Annotated in this window: 17 protein-coding genes and 2 pseudogenes; 13 read left to right on the forward strand and 6 right to left on the reverse strand. The window is 57.8% G+C overall.

Going from position 1 to position 21,555, the window contains the following annotated elements:
* Positions 1-40: 40 nt before the first annotated feature.
* A complete protein-coding gene (locus BB934_RS05245; protein WP_099508687.1) occupies positions 41-1,165 on the forward strand; it encodes an acyltransferase family protein in 1,125 nt (374 codons plus the stop codon).
* 543 nt (positions 1,166-1,708) lie between these two features.
* Here BB934_RS05245 and BB934_RS05250 read toward each other — a convergent pair.
* Positions 1,709-3,064, reverse strand: a complete 1,356-nt coding sequence (locus BB934_RS05250; protein WP_099508688.1) for an IS1380 family transposase — start codon at positions 3,062-3,064, stop codon at positions 1,709-1,711.
* Positions 3,065-3,278: 214 nt separating this feature from the next.
* Between BB934_RS05250 and BB934_RS05255 the strand changes: the two genes are divergently transcribed.
* Positions 3,279-4,229, forward strand: coding sequence for a class I SAM-dependent methyltransferase (locus BB934_RS05255; RefSeq protein ID WP_099508689.1), 951 nt, complete (start codon positions 3,279-3,281; stop codon positions 4,227-4,229).
* Positions 4,230-4,309: 80 nt separating this feature from the next.
* Here the strand turns inward: BB934_RS05255 and BB934_RS05260 are convergent, their stop codons facing one another.
* Positions 4,310-5,959, reverse strand: a complete 1,650-nt coding sequence (locus tag BB934_RS05260; RefSeq protein WP_099508690.1) for an IS1182 family transposase — start codon at positions 5,957-5,959, stop codon at positions 4,310-4,312.
* Positions 5,960-6,003: 44 nt separating this feature from the next.
* Between BB934_RS05260 and BB934_RS05265 the strand changes: the two are divergent.
* The 6 genes and pseudogenes from BB934_RS05265 to BB934_RS05295 all read left to right on the forward strand — a co-directional run.
* Positions 6,004-6,138 (forward strand): annotated as a pseudogene (locus BB934_RS05265) (IS3 family transposase); the annotation flags it as partial.
* Between the two features lie 316 nt (positions 6,139-6,454).
* Positions 6,455-6,640 (forward strand): annotated as a pseudogene (locus BB934_RS05270) (IS3 family transposase); the annotation flags it as partial.
* Positions 6,641-7,385: 745 nt separating this feature from the next.
* Positions 7,386-8,078, forward strand: a complete 693-nt coding sequence (locus BB934_RS05280; protein ID WP_157934045.1) for a hypothetical protein — start codon at positions 7,386-7,388, stop codon at positions 8,076-8,078.
* A complete protein-coding gene (locus BB934_RS05285) occupies positions 8,057-8,644 on the forward strand; it encodes a glycosyltransferase (protein WP_099508693.1) in 588 nt (195 codons plus the stop codon). Before BB934_RS05280 ends, BB934_RS05285 begins: the two co-directional genes overlap by 22 nt.
* A 176-nt stretch (positions 8,645-8,820) precedes the next feature.
* Complete coding sequence (locus BB934_RS05290; protein WP_099508694.1) at positions 8,821-9,936, forward strand: acyltransferase family protein; 1,116 nt, start codon at positions 8,821-8,823, stop codon at positions 9,934-9,936.
* A 141-nt stretch (positions 9,937-10,077) separates the two neighbouring features.
* Positions 10,078-13,632 carry an FkbM family methyltransferase gene (locus tag BB934_RS05295; RefSeq protein ID WP_099508695.1) on the forward strand — a complete coding sequence of 1,185 codons (3,555 nt, stop codon included), beginning with the start codon at positions 10,078-10,080 and terminating at the stop codon, positions 13,630-13,632.
* A gap of 207 nt (positions 13,633-13,839) precedes the next feature.
* Here BB934_RS05295 and BB934_RS05300 read toward each other — a convergent pair whose 3' ends face one another.
* Positions 13,840-14,919 (reverse strand): IS630 family transposase, encoded by a 1,080-nt coding sequence (locus tag BB934_RS05300; protein WP_099508696.1) that lies wholly within the window; start codon positions 14,917-14,919, stop codon positions 13,840-13,842.
* Between the two features lie 203 nt (positions 14,920-15,122).
* Between BB934_RS05300 and tnpA (BB934_RS05305) the strand changes: the two genes are divergently transcribed.
* From tnpA (BB934_RS05305) to BB934_RS05320, 5 genes are all read left to right on the forward strand, one after another.
* The gene (gene tnpA, locus BB934_RS05305) at positions 15,123-15,494 is read left to right on the forward strand and encodes an IS66-like element accessory protein TnpA (protein WP_099508697.1); all 372 of its coding nucleotides are present in this window, start codon (positions 15,123-15,125) and stop codon (positions 15,492-15,494) included.
* A 209-nt stretch (positions 15,495-15,703) separates the two neighbouring features.
* Positions 15,704-16,564, forward strand: coding sequence for a hypothetical protein (locus tag BB934_RS05310; RefSeq protein ID WP_237050194.1), 861 nt, complete (start codon positions 15,704-15,706; stop codon positions 16,562-16,564).
* Entirely contained in the window at positions 16,534-17,019 is a 486-nt protein-coding gene (locus tag BB934_RS48985) for a tyrosine-type recombinase/integrase (RefSeq protein ID WP_237050195.1), read from the forward strand. The genes BB934_RS05310 and BB934_RS48985 overlap by 31 nt, the downstream gene beginning before the upstream one ends.
* Entirely contained in the window at positions 17,013-17,927 is a 915-nt protein-coding gene (locus BB934_RS05315; protein ID WP_099508698.1) for a tyrosine-type recombinase/integrase, read from the forward strand. Before BB934_RS48985 ends, BB934_RS05315 begins: the two co-directional genes overlap by 7 nt.
* Positions 17,924-18,937, forward strand: coding sequence for a tyrosine-type recombinase/integrase (locus BB934_RS05320; RefSeq protein ID WP_099508699.1), 1,014 nt, complete (start codon positions 17,924-17,926; stop codon positions 18,935-18,937). Before BB934_RS05315 ends, BB934_RS05320 begins: the two co-directional genes overlap by 4 nt.
* A 129-nt stretch (positions 18,938-19,066) precedes the next feature.
* Here the strand turns inward: BB934_RS05320 and tnpA (BB934_RS05325) are convergent, their stop codons facing one another.
* From tnpA (BB934_RS05325) to BB934_RS05335, 3 genes are all read right to left on the reverse strand, one after another.
* Entirely contained in the window at positions 19,067-19,462 is a 396-nt protein-coding gene (gene tnpA / locus BB934_RS05325; RefSeq protein ID WP_099508700.1) for an IS66-like element accessory protein TnpA, read from the reverse strand.
* Positions 19,463-19,626: 164 nt separating this feature from the next.
* Positions 19,627-20,673 carry a glycosyltransferase family 2 protein gene (locus BB934_RS05330; RefSeq protein WP_099508701.1) on the reverse strand — a complete coding sequence of 349 codons (1,047 nt, stop codon included), beginning with the start codon at positions 20,671-20,673 and terminating at the stop codon, positions 19,627-19,629.
* Entirely contained in the window at positions 20,670-21,494 is an 825-nt protein-coding gene (locus BB934_RS05335; RefSeq protein ID WP_157934046.1) for a class I SAM-dependent methyltransferase, read from the reverse strand. The genes BB934_RS05330 and BB934_RS05335 overlap by 4 nt, the downstream gene beginning before the upstream one ends.
* Positions 21,495-21,555 lie beyond the last annotated feature (61 nt).

Genomic DNA, 21,555 nt, shown 5'->3' on the forward strand with positions numbered 1-21,555 from the left:
GTGATGACCTTGTCATTTCCAGCAAAGTTATAGGTTTGCTATGATCGGCATCAGCCGCCGGAATAACTCATTTGATTTCATTCGGTTTGCGGCTGCAATCTCGGTATTGATCAGCCATCATTTTGCTCTTAGCGGCTTTTCGGAGCCGTTTGTCCCGGTGTTTCGCGACACCCTGGGCGGAGCTGCGGTGGCCGTGTTCTTTGTCATGAGCAGCTTCCTGATCTGCGACAGCCTTCAACGCTCTAATCGATGGGATATCTTTTTCGCTGCGAGGTTTCTTCGCATCATGCCCAATCTCGCGTTTGCGTTGGTTTGCAGCTCGGTAGTGATGCTGTTGTGGTTTTCGAACTATGACGATTTAATTTTCCACATCGACTATGTGACCCACAACTTGGGAATGTTCTTTCATGGAGCGAGATCCCGGATTTCTGGCGTACTCACAGGGCAACCGTTAGAAAGTATTAACGGATCTGTTTGGACCCTACCCTACGAGTTCTGGCTTTACGTTTCGCTCTTTTGCGTTTTTCTGTTGCCATCCCGCTATCGACTGGCGGCATTGATGGCAGGCGCAGTTGTAGCAAATGGCCTGTGTCTCTTCACCCCAGAGAATAGTAGAATCTTTTTCCTTCGCTCTTACTTTGTAGGAAAGCTCGGCCTCTATTTTTTCAGCGGAGCGTTGGTTAGCGTATTATGGCCATTACTCTCGAACCATCGTGCGGCAATATTATGCTCGTCATTGACAGGAATCTGCTTATCTCGCTTGCTGCTTCCTACTGACAACCTCGTCCAAACGATCTCGCTTGCCGCGCTCGTTGTTCTTATTTGCACGACGAGCAGATTCGCGGCCTTCGGCCGCTATGGCGACGCTTCTTACGGAATTTACATTCTCGCATTTCCAATTCAGCAATTGGTCATATTTGCCATCAAGGATTTCTGGCTCTCGATGACGGTGTCTCTGGCCGTTACAATAGCCTTTGGTTATGGGACTTGGCACGCTTTCGATACTGCTGGCGAACCCGCTTCAGGGCTGCCGAGGCGGCTGCCAAGCTTTCGGAGTGGACAGCCGGCGCTCTGTATCCGAGCGCTGCAGGTCGGCCCTCAATCTGCGAATGAAGCGGCAACATCGAATTCGCCAGCAGTATCGCTTTCGAAGAAAGGTGCCTGAGATACAAGTCTCAACTTGCCTCAATCTTATCCGGAGGTCGCTTCCTTCGTAGATTCTGCTCAAAACATAGCGGCACTTCGGCCACTGGATATAAGCCGCCCCTGGCTCCAACACTGAAAGAGTAAAGTCCATTCCAGCTCATGCCTGAGAGCAAGCCCCGCCCTGAATAGCCAGGGATGAGGGCATCCGGCTTTGTAGCCCTACTCTAAACCTTTGCTCTGCCCCTTGCGCCCTACTTAGCGCGCCGTACGGACCCGAAGGACCGCATCAGCAAGCCAGAGGGCCACGTCAGCGAAAGGTGGCCCCGGTTTTCCGCTGCAAACGATGCGCTCTTCAAGAGGCGAAGCATCGGAACCAAAAGTGGGGCCATTCTTGGGTTCGATGCTCTAGCCCACCCTATTCATAAGACATGTTGATGACTGCCGTTCTGGACTGCGATCGCGGGGGCTCGTTGCGTCTGTTTCATCGCGATGAGGTCTGGAACATGGGGAACGCGTTGGCAGGAGTTGGATGGACTGATGGGGGCGATCGTGGCCCCGCCGTTCATGGCGACGCCGTCCGCGGCCGAGGTGCGAGAGCCCAAGCAAGACGGCGGAAGAGGTCGGCTTCGGGACAGCAGGACGCATAGGCCAAGCGGATGCGGCTGGTGGTTTCCTGCACCCTCACGGCGATCTTGAGCAGGCGCAACCGCAGTGTTGCAAACTCCGCCCGGGCGAGATCGCGAGCGGCCGGGATGGCCTCGCGCACGGACAGCATCAGCCAGTAGGCCGCCGTGTGCAGCACGAGACGAACCTGATTGGCCACAGCGCGCCGGCACGACGTCCGGTCGGAGGCGAGTTGCGCCTTGTGGAACTTGATCCAGTTCTCGGCCTGGCCGCGGGCACAATACAGGCTCTCGTAGACGACGCGTGGGCTGGTCCCAGTCAGGTTGGTGACGACAAAGCGGATGTCGAGCCCCAGGCGGGTCGCCTCGATGCGGGCCACCGCGCGACGCTCGCACGACCAGCTCTTGGCCCGGTGCGTCGTCTCGGCAAAGCCACGCACGATCTCACCGTCTTCCAGCGCCCTTTGGGTGCGCACCGCATCGGCCACTTCCTGAACTTTGGTGGTGAGTGGCCGGCTGCCGGCCAGCCCGAACAGATAACTGAGGCCGTTCTGCTCGCAGAAGTCCATGGCTTCGGGACGGGCATAGTGACTGTCGCCCCGAACGGTGATGCGGGTGAGAGGCCAGCGGGCGCGGATCCGGCGCACAAGCCTGCGTAAATGAGCCCGCACCTCGACGCCCGAGGGCGTCTTGCCCGGCCGCAGCACGACGGCAACCGGACGGCCGGTGGCGCTGTCGTAGACATGGATGGGGAGAAAGCAGCGTTCGTCATAATGGGCGTTGAACAGCGACAACTGCTGATGGCCGTGCACCACGTCGCAGGTGTCGTCGATGTCCAGCACCACGCCGTCGGGCGGAGTGGCATAGCTGTCCATCCACTGATCGATCAGAGCAGAGGTCAGACGGATGGCATCGCGGATCGTCGGGGCGTTCTCCAAACGTGAGAGGGTTGGCTGGGATGCCAGATCCGCCCCGGTTTCCGGCAAGCGCCCGCAGGCGAGCTTGAACGCCGGATCGGCGCGCAGCGGGCCGAAATCGTTGCAGTCCTCATAGCCGCAGGCGATGGCGAAGATGCGGGCGCGGATCATGTCTGTGATCGCGTGCGTCACACGGCCTGGATCGCGCCGATCCGGGATGAAGCCAGCGAGCCGCTCGGCGATCCCGAGCCGGCGCTCGGCCTGGGCCAGGAGCATGACGCCGCCGTCGGACGACAAGCGCCCGCCATCGAAAGCGGCGGTGATCTTCTTGCGGCCAACGGCTGGAAACGGGAACGTTGCGGTTGTATCGTCCGTCATGGCGGGTGTGGCACAGTGCAATCGTGGCAGGGGTTAGTCTCAGCAACCAAATCCTACGCTGCTTCAAATGCTTAACCTACATCCGCCAGCCCTCTCCAGACGCCTCGTGCATAAGAACGGCTAGCAAAGAAACGATTGCCGGGAGGCGGCGTAGACAGCGGGGTAGGTTTTGCTAAGTTACACACCCCTTGAAGCGGCGCAGGAGCGTGAGCAAATGTTATTTGAAAATAATTTCTTGAATAATGGAATGCGTTGCGTGTATTCAGACGGCGTATACATCGATGATGCGTGGGAGCCTGCCGGAGTTACTGAGCAATTTCTTGGCAATGCCGAGATTTATCATGAACGTTATTTCAGCGACGCCTATTGGAAATACCTGCTGGATCGTGGATTAACCTGTGCAACGGTCGATATACCCAACACTGCCCGAGTTCTAGACATCGGCTCCGGCAGCGGAAACACAGCCCTCATCGCGGCAACGATCTTCAACGGGTCCGAGGTCTTCGCGTCCGATATCTCGCCGCAACTGCTGAAAATTCTGATGAAGCTAGCTAACAACGCCGGCCTCACGAACGTGAAGTCGTTCTGCTTCGATCTGCACAAGGATTTCTTCGCGCCTGCCTCATTCGATCTCGTCATTGGCGGCGCCATCCTGCACCACATGCTCGATCCGCTCGCCGCGCTGAAGAATGTCGCTAAGTGGCTCAAGCCCGGTGCGCCTATCATCATGATGGAGCCGATGGAGGCCGGCGGCCATTTGATGTGCGCGGTTTACCAGACAATTCTTGACGAATGCGGCGAAGAACTCGATCCCCGGATCGCGCATTTTCTGAATGCCATGGTTCAGGACTATGAGGCGCGCTTCGGGGTGCCGCGTGTCAAACCCTGGACAGGCAATCTGGATGACAAGTGGCTGTTTAATCGCACCTATCTGAAATGGCTGGTCAACGAACTCGGCCTTCGGCTGGACTCTGTGAACGCGATGAGCGACGACTCCTCCCGCTGGATTGAAAGCATGATCCGCGGGAACCTGAGCACAAGCGGAAATGCCACCGTGCCGACGCCGCCGCGCATGTGGGAGGTCGTCGCCGAGTTCGATCAAGGTATCTCGACGACGGTCAAGCGATACCTCATGCAGGAAGCCATCATCGTCCTGCGGAAATAGGCCATCGCTTTTTCTAGGAGTGGTGCGCTGATCATTCGCCGCATGGCAATGGATCTGCGGTGCTAACGCTGTCGGCGAATTCAGAGGGCAGGCGCCAACGCAGCAAAGCGGGTCACGCGCGTCTTGGTGCGCGGCCATCCGTCCAACCAGTGTACGACCCGCAAGACGTTCATCGCAGCCGCCGAACACACCTCCTGGAGGCCGGTCTTCAGGAGCCCGATATACCGGCTCCGGCGCATTCCGAATACCCGCACACCCTGTGAGAGAGTGCCCTCGACGCCAGCCCGGATATGATACCGCTCCTTCCATGTGGGATCGTGCATCCGGGATCGGGCTGCATTCAATGCCTCGTACTCCTGGCGCGTGTGGAAGTAGACGGCGCGGCGGGCTTCCTTCGCGGGCGTGCACAGCGCTCTGACGACGCAGGCTCCACAATCAGAGCGGCTGAACACGGCATTGATGCGCGGGCTTCCATCCTCTCTGCGCGCGACGCGCCACGTCACGGAGACCTTACCCTGTGGGCAGGTTACTTGTTCGCGCTCCCAGTCGATCACGAAGTTGGGCAGATCATATCCCTGTCCCGTGCGGGCCTGCCAGGACGATACGCCCCGCACCGGCCCCTCGAGCGAGATCCCGTGGTCCCGCCGGCTGCTGACCAACAAGGCCGCATCAATGTAGGCCGAGTCCACGTAATGCTCAGAAGGGAGGAGGCCTTTGGCGGCCAGGCACGCATGGATCTCGGCCGTGCTCGTCATGTCCTGCTCCATGGCCGGGCAGGTCTTGACGTGCGTGATCAGGTGCGCGGCATCGTCATCGCAGGTCTCGGTGACGTGGACCTTGTAGCCGGACCACTCCATCTGACGCTTTGTGCAGTAATGCATCTCGGGATCATAGGGCGACTGCAGCCGTTCGCCGACCGGTGGCAGTTCCGCTCCCGCCCGCCAGCGCGGCCGCCCATCGTCCCGTGCGTAATGCACCCGCCACACGTCGCGCAGCGTCTGCACCATCGGCACCGCTCGAGCCGCAGCCGGTGCGCTCGCATCGTCCAAGGCGTCGAGCAGGAAGAACCCGTCCGTGCCAATCTCCAGCGAGAGAGCTTCACGCTTCTCCCGGCTCTTGGGCAGACGATAGTCCTCAATGCGATGTGCATAGCGCTCGAACCACGCCGGCTGAGCGATCACGCGAATCCAGTCCGGAACAACGGCGGCCAGATCATCGAGAGTGGCGCGCAGCGTCTCAGCGACAAGTTCGAGAAGATGGAGGTCATGCACGGCCCCCAACACATGCGTGCTGTCGGTGCGTTGCTTGCCGCGCGCTTTGATCAGACCGCGGGCCTTGAACCGCTCGAGCATGGTGTCCAACAGCAGATGCTCCGCTTGGCCGGCGACAAGGCGGGCCCGAAATTCGGTGAGCACGCTGAAGTGGAACCCGGGATCGGTCAGCTCGAGCCTCAGAGCGTACTTCCAGTCGATCCGCGCACGGACTGCGTCGGCGGCCTGCCGATCACTGAGGTGCTCGAGGAACTGGAAGATCGTGATCAAAGCCAGCCGCCACGGCGCAAGGGCGGGTTGCCCCCGGCTCGGGTAGAACCGTCGGAAGTCCTCATCCTGGTAGAGGATGCTAAATTCATCCCGGAGCCGGGCCACAATGTTGCCCTTAGGGAAAGCTGCCCGGGCAACTCGCACGGTCTCGGCCGGGATCTCACCAATCGGCTCGGGATGAAGGCTCATGCAGTCCTCCTCTTGCTGAATAGCCAGGAATTCGCCGACAGTATCTCTCGTACGTCTGGACAAGTGAGGGCTGGCTCTACCTCGCCGTGGTCCTCGATCTCTTCGCGCGCCGGGTGGTTGGCTGGGCGGTCAGTGATCGGCTGCACAAGGAACTGGCGCTTGAGGCGCTGCGCATGTCCGGGAAGGGCAACTGTTATGATTGTGAGAATGTCAGAGCCGCTCGGAGGGCCTGACCCTTGTTATGATTGACCGCGTGTCATTGAGTTGACGTGTCGGCCTTCCGGGCGGCACCTGACCGCCTGCTATGGCGTGACTTGATAGGAGCTTGAGGGCCCTCGTCCCGTCACAGTCCTGTCTGCCCGCAGGATCCGTCAGGTTCTGACCTGCGGAGGACCAAGAATGCCAGAGACCGATCCTGCCGAGATCATCATCGGCGTTGGAGCAACAGACTTCCCGCGGCGCCCTCTTACAGCACTTGACCTCTATAGGAGCATCAATTCGGTGGTCGAGACGTTCTTCAAGACCTTGAAGTCCGAGTTGGTCTGGCGCACCGTGTTCCAGACACGAGCAGCGGCCAAGGATGCGATTGGGCGTTACATCGACGGCTTCTACAACCCCGTCCGGCGTCATTCGACACTGGACTATGTCAGTCCGGCTCAGTTCGAAAGGCTGGCCGGATAGCTACAAAGCCGCTCTCCACTAAACCGATACTGCTGGCGAATCCGATGTTGTCGCTTCATTCGCAGATGGAGGGCCGACCTGCAGCGCTCCGATACAGAGCGCAGGCTGTCCACTCCGGAAGCTTGGCAGCCGCCTCGGCAGCCCTGAAGCGGGTTCGCCAGCAGTATCGAAAGCGAAGCAAATCCAAGAGCAGGTTATGTCACTTTCGTTGATGGGAATGACCTCATCCGACCGAACGTGCTCACGGCGATGGCTAGTCGTCTCACGCCAGGTTTCGATATGATTGTCACGCCCTTCGAGATCGGGCAAATGAGAATGTTTCCAGAGGCTATCGATCCTGAGCACCCAATTTCCAGCCACACGATCACGCGTATCCTTTCCGGTATTGGAGGAAAGATCTACTACCGGGATGCACTCCGCCTGCACACGCGAGATAGCGTCAAAGGGCGCAGCGAGGATGTGCGTCTGAATATGCGACTTCTGAGGCGGCTTTGATCGTGTCCAGTTGGTCGACACAACTCCTTTTTATCTGATCGCATCGCCTCACAAATCCACACTTTCGAAGAACATCCTTCTACCGGAAATCGCAGCCCGAATTGAGAATTATCAAACCCTCAAGGAGCGGTACGGCCTCGACGATACCTATATCAAGAATTTGCATCGCAATCTGCTCGTGGTCGTGAGCGATGACACGTCCCTCACGGAAAGCGAAAAATTGACACTGCGTAAGGCATTGAATGACATCATGCCGTTCAAGCTTCGCACGATTGTTCATCTTGTTCATGACCTGTCGTACATCGGCGGGATCTCGAGCCGCGTGCGCAACACCGTGCTCGCCGCCCAGGGGCGGGCGGTCCGGCACGTCTGCCTGGCCCGGCCCGATCCGAACCACTCGCTGCCAGGCGCTCTGCGCGCGGAAGACGACGGGGCCGGCGTGCTCGCCTTCCTGAGCACCTGTCATCCCGCCGACACAATGGTCATCACCCCGAACAACGTCATCCGCGGCTTCTCACCCGCCATCCGCGCCCACCTTGATCGCCTGCCCATCATCCACATGGCCTCAGGCCAGCTGTCCTTCATGCTGCAGAATTCCGAAGTTTTGGCCCATCAGAGCTACATCAACAGCTACAAGGTCTCGCGCATCCTGTGCCTGTCGGACATGGACATGCTTCTCCACCGCCAGATGGGCATCCATGAGTTGACCAAGGTTCGGCTGCCAGTAGCCACCCGCTCCCACAACGGCTACAATCCTGGCCATCACCGCTTTGTCACTTACGTCGGGCGCATCGACTTCCATGCCAAGGGCGCCGAGCGCCTGGTGCCGATCGCCCGGCTGATGAAGGCACGCGGCCTGCCGCGCCTGCGCATCGTCACCACCGATGGCCCCAACTCCCCCACCTACCAGCTTTCCTCACGATGCTGGACGAAGCAGGCGTGAAGGATTGGGTCGAGGTCGCCTACAACGTCACCGACAAGGCCACCCTCTATGGCGAGGCCTCGCTCATCCTGCTGCCGTCGAAGAAGGAGTCGTTCGGCAACGTGATCCTGGAGGCGTTCTCGTTTGGCGTGCCGGTGGTGGCGGCCAGCTATGCGCCGGGTCCGGCCGGGGTGATCCTCCATGGCGCGGACAGGTTTTTGCTCGACGAGTATTCGGCCGAGGCTGTGGTGGGGCTGCTGGAGAGCCTAACCGCGGACAGGCTGGTCGAGTTGTCGCAGGCGGCCTTTGCCCGTTACCACGACTACTCGATGGAGCAGTATCTGGCCGCCGTTGAGGCCATCGCCGCCGAGACAGCCCGCACGTTCCCAGGCCAGAGCACCATCAGCCTCTTCCCCAAGTTGAGGACGGTCGACTTCCTGGCGACGCAGCCGGTCTCCACCTTCCTGATGAGACGCTATCGCGTCTGGGAAAGGGTGTTTGCCTGGCGTGTTTACCTGGTCGAGAGAGTGCTGCCTTGGAAAGTGGCGGCAGCTCTGCGGTGGCTAAAAGCAAAGCTGAAGGCATAACGGCCCTGCTGGGACTCACACAGTTCGCTTTCCTTACTTTACAGGCGCGCGAAAACTTGCGTTATAACGCAACCTGCGAGAACGTTGAGCCTTCCGTCCGTTGAACATTCCTCCATGATATGGGGTGACATTCTAGCGGAATTGCTCCTCGAAAAGATTTAGATTATGGCTGGGTTATGGAACAAAACTCACCCACAATTGCCACCACATTCACCAGTATGCCAAACAACTTCGACCTCCTCCGTCTTTGTGCGGCGTTGCTGGTCCTGTTTAGCCATAGCTTTCCTTTGACGGGTTTCGCAGAACCCATCGCTAGGAGCGGATATGGTGATGGTGGAAGCTTGGCTGTATCGATCTTCTTTGCGATAAGTGGCTTCCTCGTGACACGTTCCGTTCTTTCCCGCGACTTTACGACCTACTTTGTTGCACGTGCTGTAAGGATTTTACCAGCACTAGCCGTAGTTGTATTGTTGCAAGCACTAGTCCTTGGCCCAATATTCACTACATTAACGCTCAATGATTACTTCAGCTCGCATGCCACCTACAGCCATTTAAAAAGCGTATTTATTTTCAATATCCATTTTCAACTCCCTGGTGTATTTCAGACACTGCCCCATCACAGCGTTAATGGTTCTTTATGGACACTGCCGCTTGAAGTGGCTTGTTATCTAATTCTACCATTTCTTGTCATTGGCAGAATTCTCAAGCCGCTCGTGGCATGGCTCCTCGTTCTCGCTACCGCGGTCGCGCTGACTGTCAGCGTTCACTGGGCTGGCCTTGGCTGGACTAAGCCCGGACCTGCACTGTTCGGAAGCGCTAGCACATACCCTTTCCTAAAGTACGCTTTGTTCTTCGTGATAGGCAGCGCATTATGGATCTACAGATCCGCAATACCTCTCAATGCTGGCGCAGCAGCTTGCTGCTTTGTGCTTCTTTATGCAGGGTCAAATACTTTCATAGCTCCGGCAATACTATATCTGACCCTTCCGTACTTGGTGATCTATTTTGCCCTTTCAGTTCCAGTAGCACCCAGCACTATGAAGCGCCTGGGAGACCTATCCTACGGCGCTTATCTTTATGCCTTTCCGGTGCAGCAAAGTCTGATTCAGATATCGGGCGGTTCGATAGCCCCGCTGAGACTGACTGCTTATGCACTACCGATCGTTCTTGCATTGGCTTGGTTGTCGTTCCATCTCATTGAAAAGCCCGCACTTAAGTTCAAAGGCGGGCGAGCCCCACGAGAACCAAGGACTGCGGATCTACCGGTACCACCTATTCGGGTCGTCTCTTAAAGTGGACTCAGTTTCCGGCCAATTGCTGGTTCTGATTACAGATAACGGATTCATAGCCTACCCTCGAGAGTGCTCTAACATGATCTCTCGGCGGATCCGGCTTAGTGGCTTCACGACACGCAAACAAACGCTGTGATCTCTATGATAAACCTCTCGCGCGATCAACTTGATAGCCTGACCTCAACGGCGACCACCCAGTACGGCAAGCTTAATTACTTCCGGAATGATGATCCTATCGGCAAAGCACTAGAGGCATATGGCGAGTGGGCAGAAGTAGAAATAAGCTTTTTGCTGCAGTTCTTGCACCCAGATGACGTCGCTCTCGATATTGGAGCCAACATCGGCACCCATTCAATCGCTTTTGCACAACGCGTTGGCCAGAATGGAAGGGTCCATGCCTTTGAGCCACAGGGTCCAATTTTTGAAGTACTGTCAATAAATGCTGCGATTAACAATCTCACAAACATCGACGCTCGTCGCTGTGGTGCGGGCGCCGTTCGGAGCACCTTGGTCGTTCCGGCCACAGATTACATGGCACATGCCAATTTCGGAGCAGTACAACTCCTTGATGATACGTCTGCACCGGGTGAGACGGTCGACATCCTTCCAATAGATGAGTTGTGCTTAGACAGGGTCAACTTCATCAAGATTGATGCCGAGGGCATGAATCACTACGTCATTGATGGTGCTCATCAGACAATTACACGATGCTCACCCATAGTGTTTTCAGAATGTAATTCGATCGAAGAAGGGTATTTAATAATCGAGCGGATAAGGCGACATGGCTACAGATGCATCTACGTGAGCACTCCCGCGTTCAACTCCGATAACATAAAGCATCAAACTCTAAATTTCTTTGGACACGCGGAGGAGTCTGGGTTGCTGTTTCTTCCCCCTTCGTTCAATTCAACTCAAATTGAGCGAGCCGATGGCAAAGTCACAATAGCTCCGATAAACACCCTCGAGGATCTGGCAACTGCATTCATTGCCACCCCGCGATATGGCGACGTGACTCCGTATGATCGCGATCCCAAAGGGCTTCATAATGAGAACACGCGCCTGAATGGAGAGATCACGCGCCTGAATGGAGAGATCACGCGCCTGAATGGAGAGATCACGCGCCAACGCTTCCAGATTGTTGATGCAAATGCTCGAACAGAAGCGACCCTGTCAAAGCTGCAGGAAGCGGAGCAACATTGGCCATCTCTACATGCGCAACTGAAGAAAGAGCTAAGATCTCGCGAAGTTTTTTACAAAAGGAAACTCAAGGCTCGCGATGTGCTACTCCATTCTGTCTACAACTCGACCTCATGGAAGTTTGCACGTCCGATTCGAGGCGCTAAAAAAGCCATCGAAGCAATTAGAAGGACGACTGCAGGTTTAGTTCGGGCTCGGACGGGGTCAGGATCTTCATCTCTAGGCGCCATGACAATAGGACATGAACTGCACCCCCCGCGGAAAGCGGGAGCGACGGAGCATGCTCAACAGAAGACGGTCAGCGCATCAGCACAACCCCTTACCCAAGGATCTACGATTGATCCAGTTGGAAGAGAAGGCAAGCACGATAAGAAGAATAAACAGGGATCTAGAACAGTAAAACAAGATGCAATCTTTGACACGAGCAGAAGGGTTACAGTTCCCGCCCCGCCTACTCTTGAGACATGGCGAAACTTGGCTGACGCACTTAAACTGCGACCGGCCCATAATCCAGCAATTGATATTATTGTCCCAGTCTACGGCCAGGCCCGCGAAACACTCAATTGCTTGGCGCACGTTTTGAGCGCAACCCAAAAAACGGGATACGAACTTATTGTCATTGATGACTGCGGCCCCGATAAAGATTTGCCGGCGCAACTTGAGGAGTTGGCAGCTTTAGGGCTATTCACACTACTCAAGAACCGACAGAATCTTGGGTTCGTTGCAACGGTCAATCGCGGTATGCAACTACACCCTGATCGTGATGTTCTACTGCTCAATTCAGATACAGCGGTATATGGTGATTGGCTGGACAGAATACTTAAATCCGCCCATTCCGAGGACAAGATCGGCACAATTACACCATTGTCGAATAACGCAACGATTTGCAGCTATCCGAAATTCGTCAGCGACAATGACGACGAACTCGAACTAGATAATGCAACGCTTGATCAGATTGCTGCAGAAGTTAACGCTGGAAAATCAGTGGAGATTCCAACAGGCGTAGGTTTCTGCATGTTCATCAGTCGAGCCTGCATCGCGGAAGTTGGGCTGTTTGATGTCGAAAACTTCGGGCGTGGATACGGCGAAGAGAATGATTTCTGTCGTCGCGCCGCAAAAAGAGGTTGGCGGAACATCCTGGTAGGTGATGTTTTCGTACGTCATTACGGTGGCGCATCTTTCGGTGACACGAAGCATGCTCGGGTTATGGAAGCGCAGAAGAAGCTTGAGAAACTGCATCCCGAGTACTTTTCTCTGGTACATCAGTTCATTAAGGATGATCCTGTACTGGAGATACGTGAGCGTCTGGACATTGAACGTCTCCGGCGGACCGCGTCGACCGGTGAAGCGATGCTTTTCATCACGCTCGGACGAGGTGGAGGCACTGAACGACATGTACAAGAGATGAAATCTGCTCTGGAGGCAGAAGGGACACCTGTTTTCATTGCGAGATCAAACACACGTCAGCATGGTGTTCTAAGTCTCGATTCTCACGGCCTTTGCAATGTCCCAAATCTTCCAACCTTTGACGTGCCGGAGGATGTCGAAGCACTTGTGCGGGCGATAAGAGCTTTAAACATCAAGCATATTCACGTGCAGCACTTGGCAGATGCTGGCGATGATGTCGAGCAGATGATCCGCACGGCAGCGGAAAGCGTCGGACTGAACTACGACGTAACTGTACACGACTACATGTTTATTTGCCCACGCATTAACCTTATCGGACAGTCCGGCCTATATTGTGGAGAGCCTGAAGATGAAGGATGCAATGCATGTCTCAAGGCATTTCCGTCCATCGCTGGACATCATACGATACAGGACTGGCGAGGACGCTTCGGCGAGTTCCTTTCAGGTGCAAGAGCTGTGTTTGTTCCGAGCACAGATGTCGCCAAACGCTTGCGGAGATATTATCCACAAACTTCGTTCGTGGTGCGTCCTCACTTCACGGCCATGAATGAGCCTGTAAGTCACCGAAGCTCCCACCATAGTTCGCGCCGAATTGCGATCATCGGTGCGATTGGACCGCACAAAGGCGTAAGGCTCCTTCTGGAATGCGCAAAGTACGCCGCATCGCAGGGGGTACCGTTAAGCTTTGTCGTCATCGGCTATACAGCCATTGATGACGAGCTACGTACCCTTCCAAATGTCACGATTACGGGGGCCTATGGCGAGGCAGACGTTCAAAGACTCATTGCCGAGCATGCGCCTGACATAGCGTGGTTCCCTGCTGTGTGGCCTGAAACGTTCAGCTATACATTGTCAGTTGCGTTTGAAGCCGGTCTTTTCCCAGTGACTTACGATTTCGGAGCTCCAGCTGAGCGCATGAGAGCAGTAGGTTGGGGTGCCACTATGCCCCTCGAACACATGATGTCCGTGCCTGAGATGGTGCACTTTCTACAGACCGTTTCAATAACGCCACCGCCTGAAGGTATATGGCAGGCTTCGAACGTTTCCTACGGCTCCATTCTGTCGGACTATTATCGCTTACCTCCGATCTAAATGCTCCAAAACCCGCGATGAGTTTACAGAGACGTCGATTTACCACAAATATTCAGTGCGAGCCGTTGCCATGCCGTTTGGACATCGCAACGGCTCAAGTTGCCTCTAGAGCACCGGACGCTTGATTGGCCGCATGTCCTGCGGCCTTGAGGCAGTTCCAGCATTCCTGAGGCTCGAAGCGGTTGCAAATGTCACGTAAGCGGTGTTCTAGTGGATGGAATCTAACGCTTGGTGCCCACGCCTGACGGCGGCGATGATTTCATCTGGATCAGCCGTCCACGTGAAGGGCTTGGGACTGGCGTTCGTCTCGGCAACGTACCGGTTGATGGCCGTCTGAAGGTCAACCACCGAATAGAAGACGCCGCGCTTGAGCCGCTGGCGGGTCAGCTTAGCGAAGAAGCCCTCAACCGCATTGAGCCACGAGCATGAGGTCGGGGTGAAGTGGAAGGTGAAGCGCTCGTGGCGATCCAACCAGGCTCGAACCTTCGGGTGCTTGTGGGCAGCGTAGTTGTCGAGGATCACGTGCACGGCCTTGCCGGGTGGCACTTGGGCTTCAATGGCATTGAGAAAGCGGATGAATTCCTGATGCCGGTGGCGCTGCATGTTGCGCCCGATGACGGAGCCATCCAGCACGTTCAGAGCGGCAAAGAGCGTAGTGGTGCCGTTGCGTTTGTAGTCGTGCGTCATGGTCCCCAGCCGGCCCTTCTTCAGCGGCAGGCCGGGCTGGGTGCGGTCGAGCGCCTGGATCTGGCTCTTCTCATCAACCGAGAGAACAATGGCATGAGCGGGTGGATCGACGTAGAGCCCGACCACGTCGCGGAGCTTCTCGGCGAATTTGGGGTCGTTGGAGAGCTTGAACTGGCGATAGCGGTGCGGCTGGAGACCATGCGCTCGCCAGATGCGCCGGACGGCGCTGGCGCTGATGCCAGTCTCCTTGGCCATCATAGCAGCGGTCCAGTGCGTTGCCTCGGCCAGTGGGTCGGCCAATGTCAGGGTGACCACCCGCTCGGCGATGTCAGGCCCGAGCGGCTTGATCCGGGAGGGGCGCGTCTTGTCGCGCAGCAGGCCGTCGACGCCTTCCTGCATGAAGCGCTCCTGCCAGCGCCACACGCAAGTTTTGGAGGTGCCGGTCCGACGCATGATCTCAGCGGTGCCGACGCCATCGGCGCTCAGCACCACGATGGCAGCCCGCCAGACGTGTTTCTGGGCCGTGTTCCGGTTGCTGGTCAGCGCCTCAAGGCGATGTCGGTCCGAGGACGTCAGGGTGATCGAGATGCCAGTGCGCATGCCACAGCCTCGCATGCACCCCGGCTAAGGGGAATCCTTCAAACGGACTCTTTTGTTAGGCGGAAACCACTAGATGTTTAGTCGCGGCATTTGGTGGAGCGGGTCGAGCCTGAAGCGTAAGCACTCGGCGTGCGCCCTCTTGTGAGACCGCTGTTTGCACGTGACGTTCTGACCTTAAGGCTCGCTTTAAGGTCAGCAGATCAATGAAGATCGAAGTTCTCGGCACAGAGCGCCGGCGGCGCTGGAGCCTCCAGGACAAACTCCAGATCGTGGACGAGACGCTGCAGCCGGGCGTGACGGTGACCGAAGTGGCCCGCCGCCATGGGCTCGCGGCCAGTGTCGTCTTCACCTGGCGCCGGCTGGCTCGCGAAGGACGGCTCGGCGACGCTGGTCCCGCCTTCGTGCCGGTCGAGATCACGCCCGTCCCAAGGCAGACCACGCCGATAGCATCCCCAGCGCGGCGTACCGGCCTGATCGAGATCGTCCTGGGCCGCGGGCGCCGCATTCGCGTGGATCGCGAGGTCGATGCCGAGGCGCTGCGGCGGGTGCTGCAGGTGGTGGAGAGCCTGCCATGATCCCGGTCCCGAGCGGCGTGCGCGTGTGGCTGGCCACCGGCCACACCGATATGCGTAATTATGTGGAGTGCCGGATTATGCGGAGTCCGCAGCGGTCCGAGCGACTTCGCCCTTTTTATCCAATAGCTTAGACCGCTCAAGAGCCTTCCCCACTTGGCATAATTGTTGTCGTCTCCCGACGTTCTTTTGACCTCGAGAGGAGAGCCCACGTGCCAAAATCGACGGAAGGTTTGCCGGAATGCGCGCAACTGATGAACCCAGGTGCCTTGCGGCCGTTCGTGGAGGCGTTCACGGGCCGATTGCTAGGTCTGGGTTACACCCGCCTGACCGTGTCAGGCTACGAAGCCTCGGCTCGTCACTTCGGACAATGGCTGCAGAACAAGAAGATCGCCGTCGCTGAGATTGACCACAGGATCGTTCGCGGGTTTGCGCGGCATCGATGCCGTTGCCCTGGCATCCGGCAGACCACTCGACTGTCGGTCAAATACGTCAACCGCGCTCTCCGGTTCGTTGGCTTCCTGGCGGAATGCGGGGCGGTGAAACTGTCGGAACGGGTGCCGCCGTGTCCCGACCAGGACGAGATCCTTGCGTTCCAGGCCTGGCTGAGACGGCATCGCGGAATCTCGGAGCGCACCGTCTGGCGCCACGGTCGTATGATCATGCGCCTGCTTCCTGCTCTGGGCCCCGATCCCATGCAGTACGACGCTGCTCTCGTCCGGCAGGTGATCCTGGACGAGGGAAAGCTAAGTTCGCACGCCTACCTCAAGACTATGACGATGGCGTTGAGGGGCTACCTTCGATATCTGGCTGCCCACGGCTTGTGCCATCCGGGGCTTGATCAGGCTATACCGACAATCCCGCAATGGCGGCTGTCAGCGTTGCCGCGCTTCATCCCCATTGCGGACGTCGAGCGTGTCATTGCGTCGTGTGACGTCACGACGCCGATGGGCATCCTCGACCGCGCGGTGCTTCTGCTGCTGGCCCGTCTCGGCCTGCGCGCCGGCGAGATCTCGGGCATGCGCCTTGACGATGCCCTGGAATGGATGATCACGATCCTCTGGAATCGGTGATCACGATCGTCTGGAACGCGCACCTTGACGACATCGACTGGAGAGAAGGTACCCTGCGTGTCCGCGGCAAAGGCCGTCGTGAGATCCGGCTTCCGCTCCCACAGGACGCGGGCGACGCGATCATCGCCTATCTCCGGGTTGCCCGGCCGCTCGCGGCCTGTGAGCAGGTTTTCCTGCGGACCATTGCACCGCATCGGCCGTTGGCGAGCGCGAGCGTCTCGAGCATCGTCAGTCTTGCCCTTGAGAGGGCCGGCATTGATGACCCGCCGTCCCGAGGGACCAATCTGATTCGGCACTCCGCAGCGACCGGCCTGCTGCGTGCCGGCGCCACGCTGGACACGATCGGGACCGTGCTTCGCCACCGATCGATCGACACCACCGCCCATTATGCGAAGGTGGACGTCAATATGTTGCTCCAGATCGCTCAAGCCTGGCCCGGGAGCGTGTCATGCTGAGCCTGGATCTCGCCCGCTATGCGGAACTGCAGCATCATTTGGGCTTCAAGTTCCGCGTCCAGCACACGCTGCTCAAGAGCTTTGTTGCCTTCGCTCAGAGCCATGGCGATCGGTATGTTCAAACGGCGCGCGTGCTCGAATGGGCGACGCTCGCCCCTTCCCCGCAGCAGCGTCGCAATCGCTTGCTGACGGTCCGCCGCTTTGCCCTGGCGCTGTCGGCCGAGGATCGGTGCCATGAGGTCCCGCCCGCTGATGCCCTGGGCCGCAGCCTGCTCGAGCGGCGGATTCCGCACATCTATACAGCCGACGAGATCACCACGCTGATGCGAGCAGCGGCCAGCCTCAAGCCCTCAGGCTCGATCAGGCCGCTGCTGTACGAGACCCTGTTCGGCCTGCTTGCCGCCACCGGCATCCGCGTTTCCGAAGCCCTCGCTCTCCGCCTTGATGACCTGACGGCCGATGGGCTGGTCATCCGACAAACCAAGTTCCAAAAGAGCCGCTTGCTGCTGCTCCACGCCACCACATGGGAAGCCCTGGACCGGTATGTGTCGGCGCGCCAGAGGCTGGGGACCTTGAACCACGCCCTGTTCGTTTCGAATACTGGCACGCCGCCGTCCTATCCCACGGTGATTGCCATCTTCCTCCGCCTTACCCGATCAACCGGCCTGAGAGGGCAGCCTGGTCAGCCGGGGCCGCGTATTCACGATCTGCGGCACACCTTCGCCGTCCGCTCTTTGGAGCAATGCCGGCCTGATCGCGACGCCGTCGGCCGCCATATCGTTGCGCTCAGCACCTACCTCGGTCACGCCCATGTCACCGAGACCTATTGGTACTTGCAGGCAACGCCAATCCTCATGGGGCAGATTGCATCCGCCGGTGAGGCCTTGCACCAGGGAGCCGTCGCATGACCGTGCTGGCTCCCCATCTCGCCATCTTTCTGCAAGAACATCTCCCCCATGAGCGGCGGGCAAGCCCGCACACGTGTGAGGCCTACGCCTACAGCTTTCGGCTGCTGTTGTGCTTCGCGGCTACCCGATTGAGGACCACGCCATCCCGCATCGCGATCGAGCAGCTCGATCCGCCGCTCGTCCTCGCCTTCCTCGAGCATATCGAGAAGGCACGCGGCAACTCGGCGCGCACCCGCAACGCCCGCCTTGCCGCGATCCACTCGTTCTTCCGCTTCCTCGAATACCGGCTCCCGTCCTGTCTGGACCAGGCACGCCGGGTCCGAGCAATCCCGATGAAGAAGGCCGACGAGGCGCTCGTCAGCCATCTCACGCGCGCGGAGATGCAGGCTCTGCTTGATGTGCCGGACCCGCGTCAGGTCTCCGGCATCCGGGACCGGGCGATGCTCTACCTGGCCTTCGCCGCAGGCCTGCGCGTCTCCGAACTCGTCAGCCTCCGCATCGATCAGATCGACCGCCAAACGGTCGCCAGCATCCACGTCATGGGCAAAGGACGCCGCGAGCGCGTGCTGCCCCTCTGGAAGGAGACAACGGCGGCGCTGAAGGCTTGGCTGGCGGCTCGTCCGGCGAGCGGCGATGAAGAGCTCTTCCTCAATGCCACAGGACGGGCGATGACCAGGTCTGGCTTCGAATATATCCTCGCCAAGCACGTGGCCACTGCAGCGCAGAAGTTGCCCTCGATCGCCGACAAGCGCGTCACCCCGCATGTTCTGCACCACACCTGCGCCATGCATACCCTGCAGGCGACCCGCGACATTCGCAAAGTGTCGCTCTGGCTTGGTCACGCCAGTCTACAGAGCACGGAGATCAATCTGCGAGCTGATCCGACCGAAAAGCTTGAGGCGCTTGCCGCGATGGCGCCGCTGTCGCTCAAGCCGGGTCGCTTCCGCGCTCCCGACAAGCTGCTGGCGATGCTGAAGTCCATCGGCCAATCGACAAATTATGTCGAGTGATTGCTACATAAACACCGCAGTCGGCAAGCGATTGCCGCTGCGGACTCCGCATAATCCGGCACTCCACATAATTGCGGAAGTCGACGGGCTTGGTCGCCACCAGGACGCGGACAGTCCCGCTCGGTCCGATCATCGCAGGCTCTTGAGCGCATGCAGCACGAGGGCCAATGTCGCTCCATCGGCTCCGGACGGGACGCGAATGACGGCGCCCTCCACGACAATCTCGATTACCGCCTCCCGGCAGGCTGCCGGGGTGGGCTGCGGCACGTCAGGGGCGACAACAACCGGGGTAAAGCCCAGCGGAGAATCGTCCGCCTCGCACTTGGCCTGACGACGCCAGGTGAACAGGTGCTGGGGCGACATGCCGTTGCGGCGGGCCACGCCAGACACCACCGCGCCCGGCGCCATGGCCTCCTCCAGGATCCGCGCCTTCTCATCGGCTGACCAGCGCCGGCGTCCGCGAGCCCCAGTGATCACTTCCAGGCGCCGCACCGCTCGGGGCGGCTCAAGCATATGGTCAACCATCGACACAAAACGATCCCCAATCAGAGATCGTCAGTCTCGCTGCTCAGACATGCGAATGTAAGGTGCGGCGAGAACACCGCTTACGATCGGCCGGGCGGACAGTGCTTCTGTAATTCGTCCGCCATCGGGGTGTTTGGCGGAAGTCGTTTTGCAATTGTTCTGGTTCACGCTTCCTGATCTGCAGAGGGATTCGCATGTCCCGCTAAGAGAGTTGCATGGGCCTGATCAGAACGCCTTGAATGTAGTGTGTTGGAAAGGTTGGGATGTATGGCCTCCCTGGGAACGGAGGACACATCGTATGAAAGCGCCGCAAGAAGCAACTGCACCCCGATGATGATTGGCAACGCGGATATCATGACCGCGCCAGCTGTCGCTACATCGCCTTGGGCGCTTTCAGTGACCCACTTATAAAGTCCAAAGACGGTACCAAATGAGATCAGCAATATTGAGCTGAGCAATTCCAACGAGGCGACGTTGAAGTCGCGAAGATAGTAATTGTAGCCGATTCTTTTGGCCATGTTCTTGAGATGGCCAAGCATGAATGGTCCGATGATTTTGCTTATCTTAAGCCCGCTTTCCTCATCGGCGTACTTTGCCAGCATCGGAATGTCGACGACTTTTGCCCGAATGATGTTCAAACGGAAAAGCATGTCACTTTCGAAAAAGTATCGCTCATGCAACCTGTCGAGATTCATGATTCTCAACACTCTTGCACTAATTGCAGTATACCCGTTTGTCGGATCGAATATGTCCCAATAACCGCACGACAGCTTCGTCATAAAAGAAAGAATAGCGTTTCCGAAAACACGAACTTTCGGCATCTGCTCCAGGAACTCAGGGCTATAGAAGCGATTACCTTTTGTATAGTCGGCGAGACCGTGGACGATAGGATCAGCAAACTGGCCCAGCAGAACAGGATCCATTTGGCCGTCACCATCAATTTTGATGACGACATCCAAGTCCATTTCAATTGCTTCGCGGTAGCCTCGGATCATTGCGCCACCGACACCCCGATTTCGCTCGTTCCGGATCACTTTGATACGAGGGTCTGAGCAATGTGCTGCGATGAAGTCTCCGGAGCCTTCCGGACAGGCATCATCGACGCACAGGATGGCATCTACCTCCGGCCCTATGCGACTGATCACACCTTTGATATGGCGCGTCACCTTATAGCAAGGGATGACAACTCCGACTCTGACGCCACCGATCAATTCGAAACTCCGTGAAGTCCGCTTTTCTTGAATGCAAAGTATTGAATATCTGACGCCGTAACGCGTCCAACTAGTCTCATGACGTGTGCAGCTCCATAGATCCCTAATGCCTTCCACGTGCTGACATTTTTGTCATATCGAATACGCGCATATAACCCCTCGGTGGCGATGGCATTAAGATTTCCCTGCTTCACCAACGTGAAACCAACACTCTCCATAAGCATGCGCAACGTGCGTGCCGAAAAGTAACTTAGGTGTGGCGATGGCAAGCCCTTCTGCCACATGCGCTCGAGCGGGCCACTCAATCCAAGCTTCGCTGCGATGCGGGTCGATCGAAACACCATTCCGTCTGAAACAGGAAGGTTGATCAGAGCCAAACCGTCAGGCTTGAGGCGGGCATGGACGGCTTGTGCCATACCTTCGACATCGGGCAAATGTTCAAATACGTCATTAAATGTGATTGCATCATATTGTTCGCCGACAGGAAGCGCATCCGGGAAAAACCCGACAATAGCTGAATGACCTGCCGAATGGGCCTTTTGGGCCATCTCGCGATCAGGTTCAATGCCGCTCGCCTCGTAGCCCCGCTTCTTCGCTGCCTCCAAAAACCACCCATGGGCGCACCCAACGTCGAGGATGTGCGCAGCCAGCGGCAGGAGCGGGCCGCACTCGTCCAGAAGCTGCTTGAAATTCGCCGTCCGGATCGGCTTTAGGGCCTGCTCCCGTGCCGATTCATCGATCCTTTGAATCTCATTGATCTGAACACGGAATGTGCTTTTGAAGAAGCCACATGACGGACAGCAAAAAGTATCCGGGAGCACGTCCATTTCCAACGTGGCGGAACAGATGTCACACTTCATAAATTTCACACTTGTGTGTATG

The sequence above is a fragment of the Microvirga ossetica genome, from assembly GCF_002741015.1.
In the GTDB taxonomy this organism is placed as follows: domain Bacteria; phylum Pseudomonadota; class Alphaproteobacteria; order Rhizobiales; family Beijerinckiaceae; genus Microvirga; species Microvirga ossetica.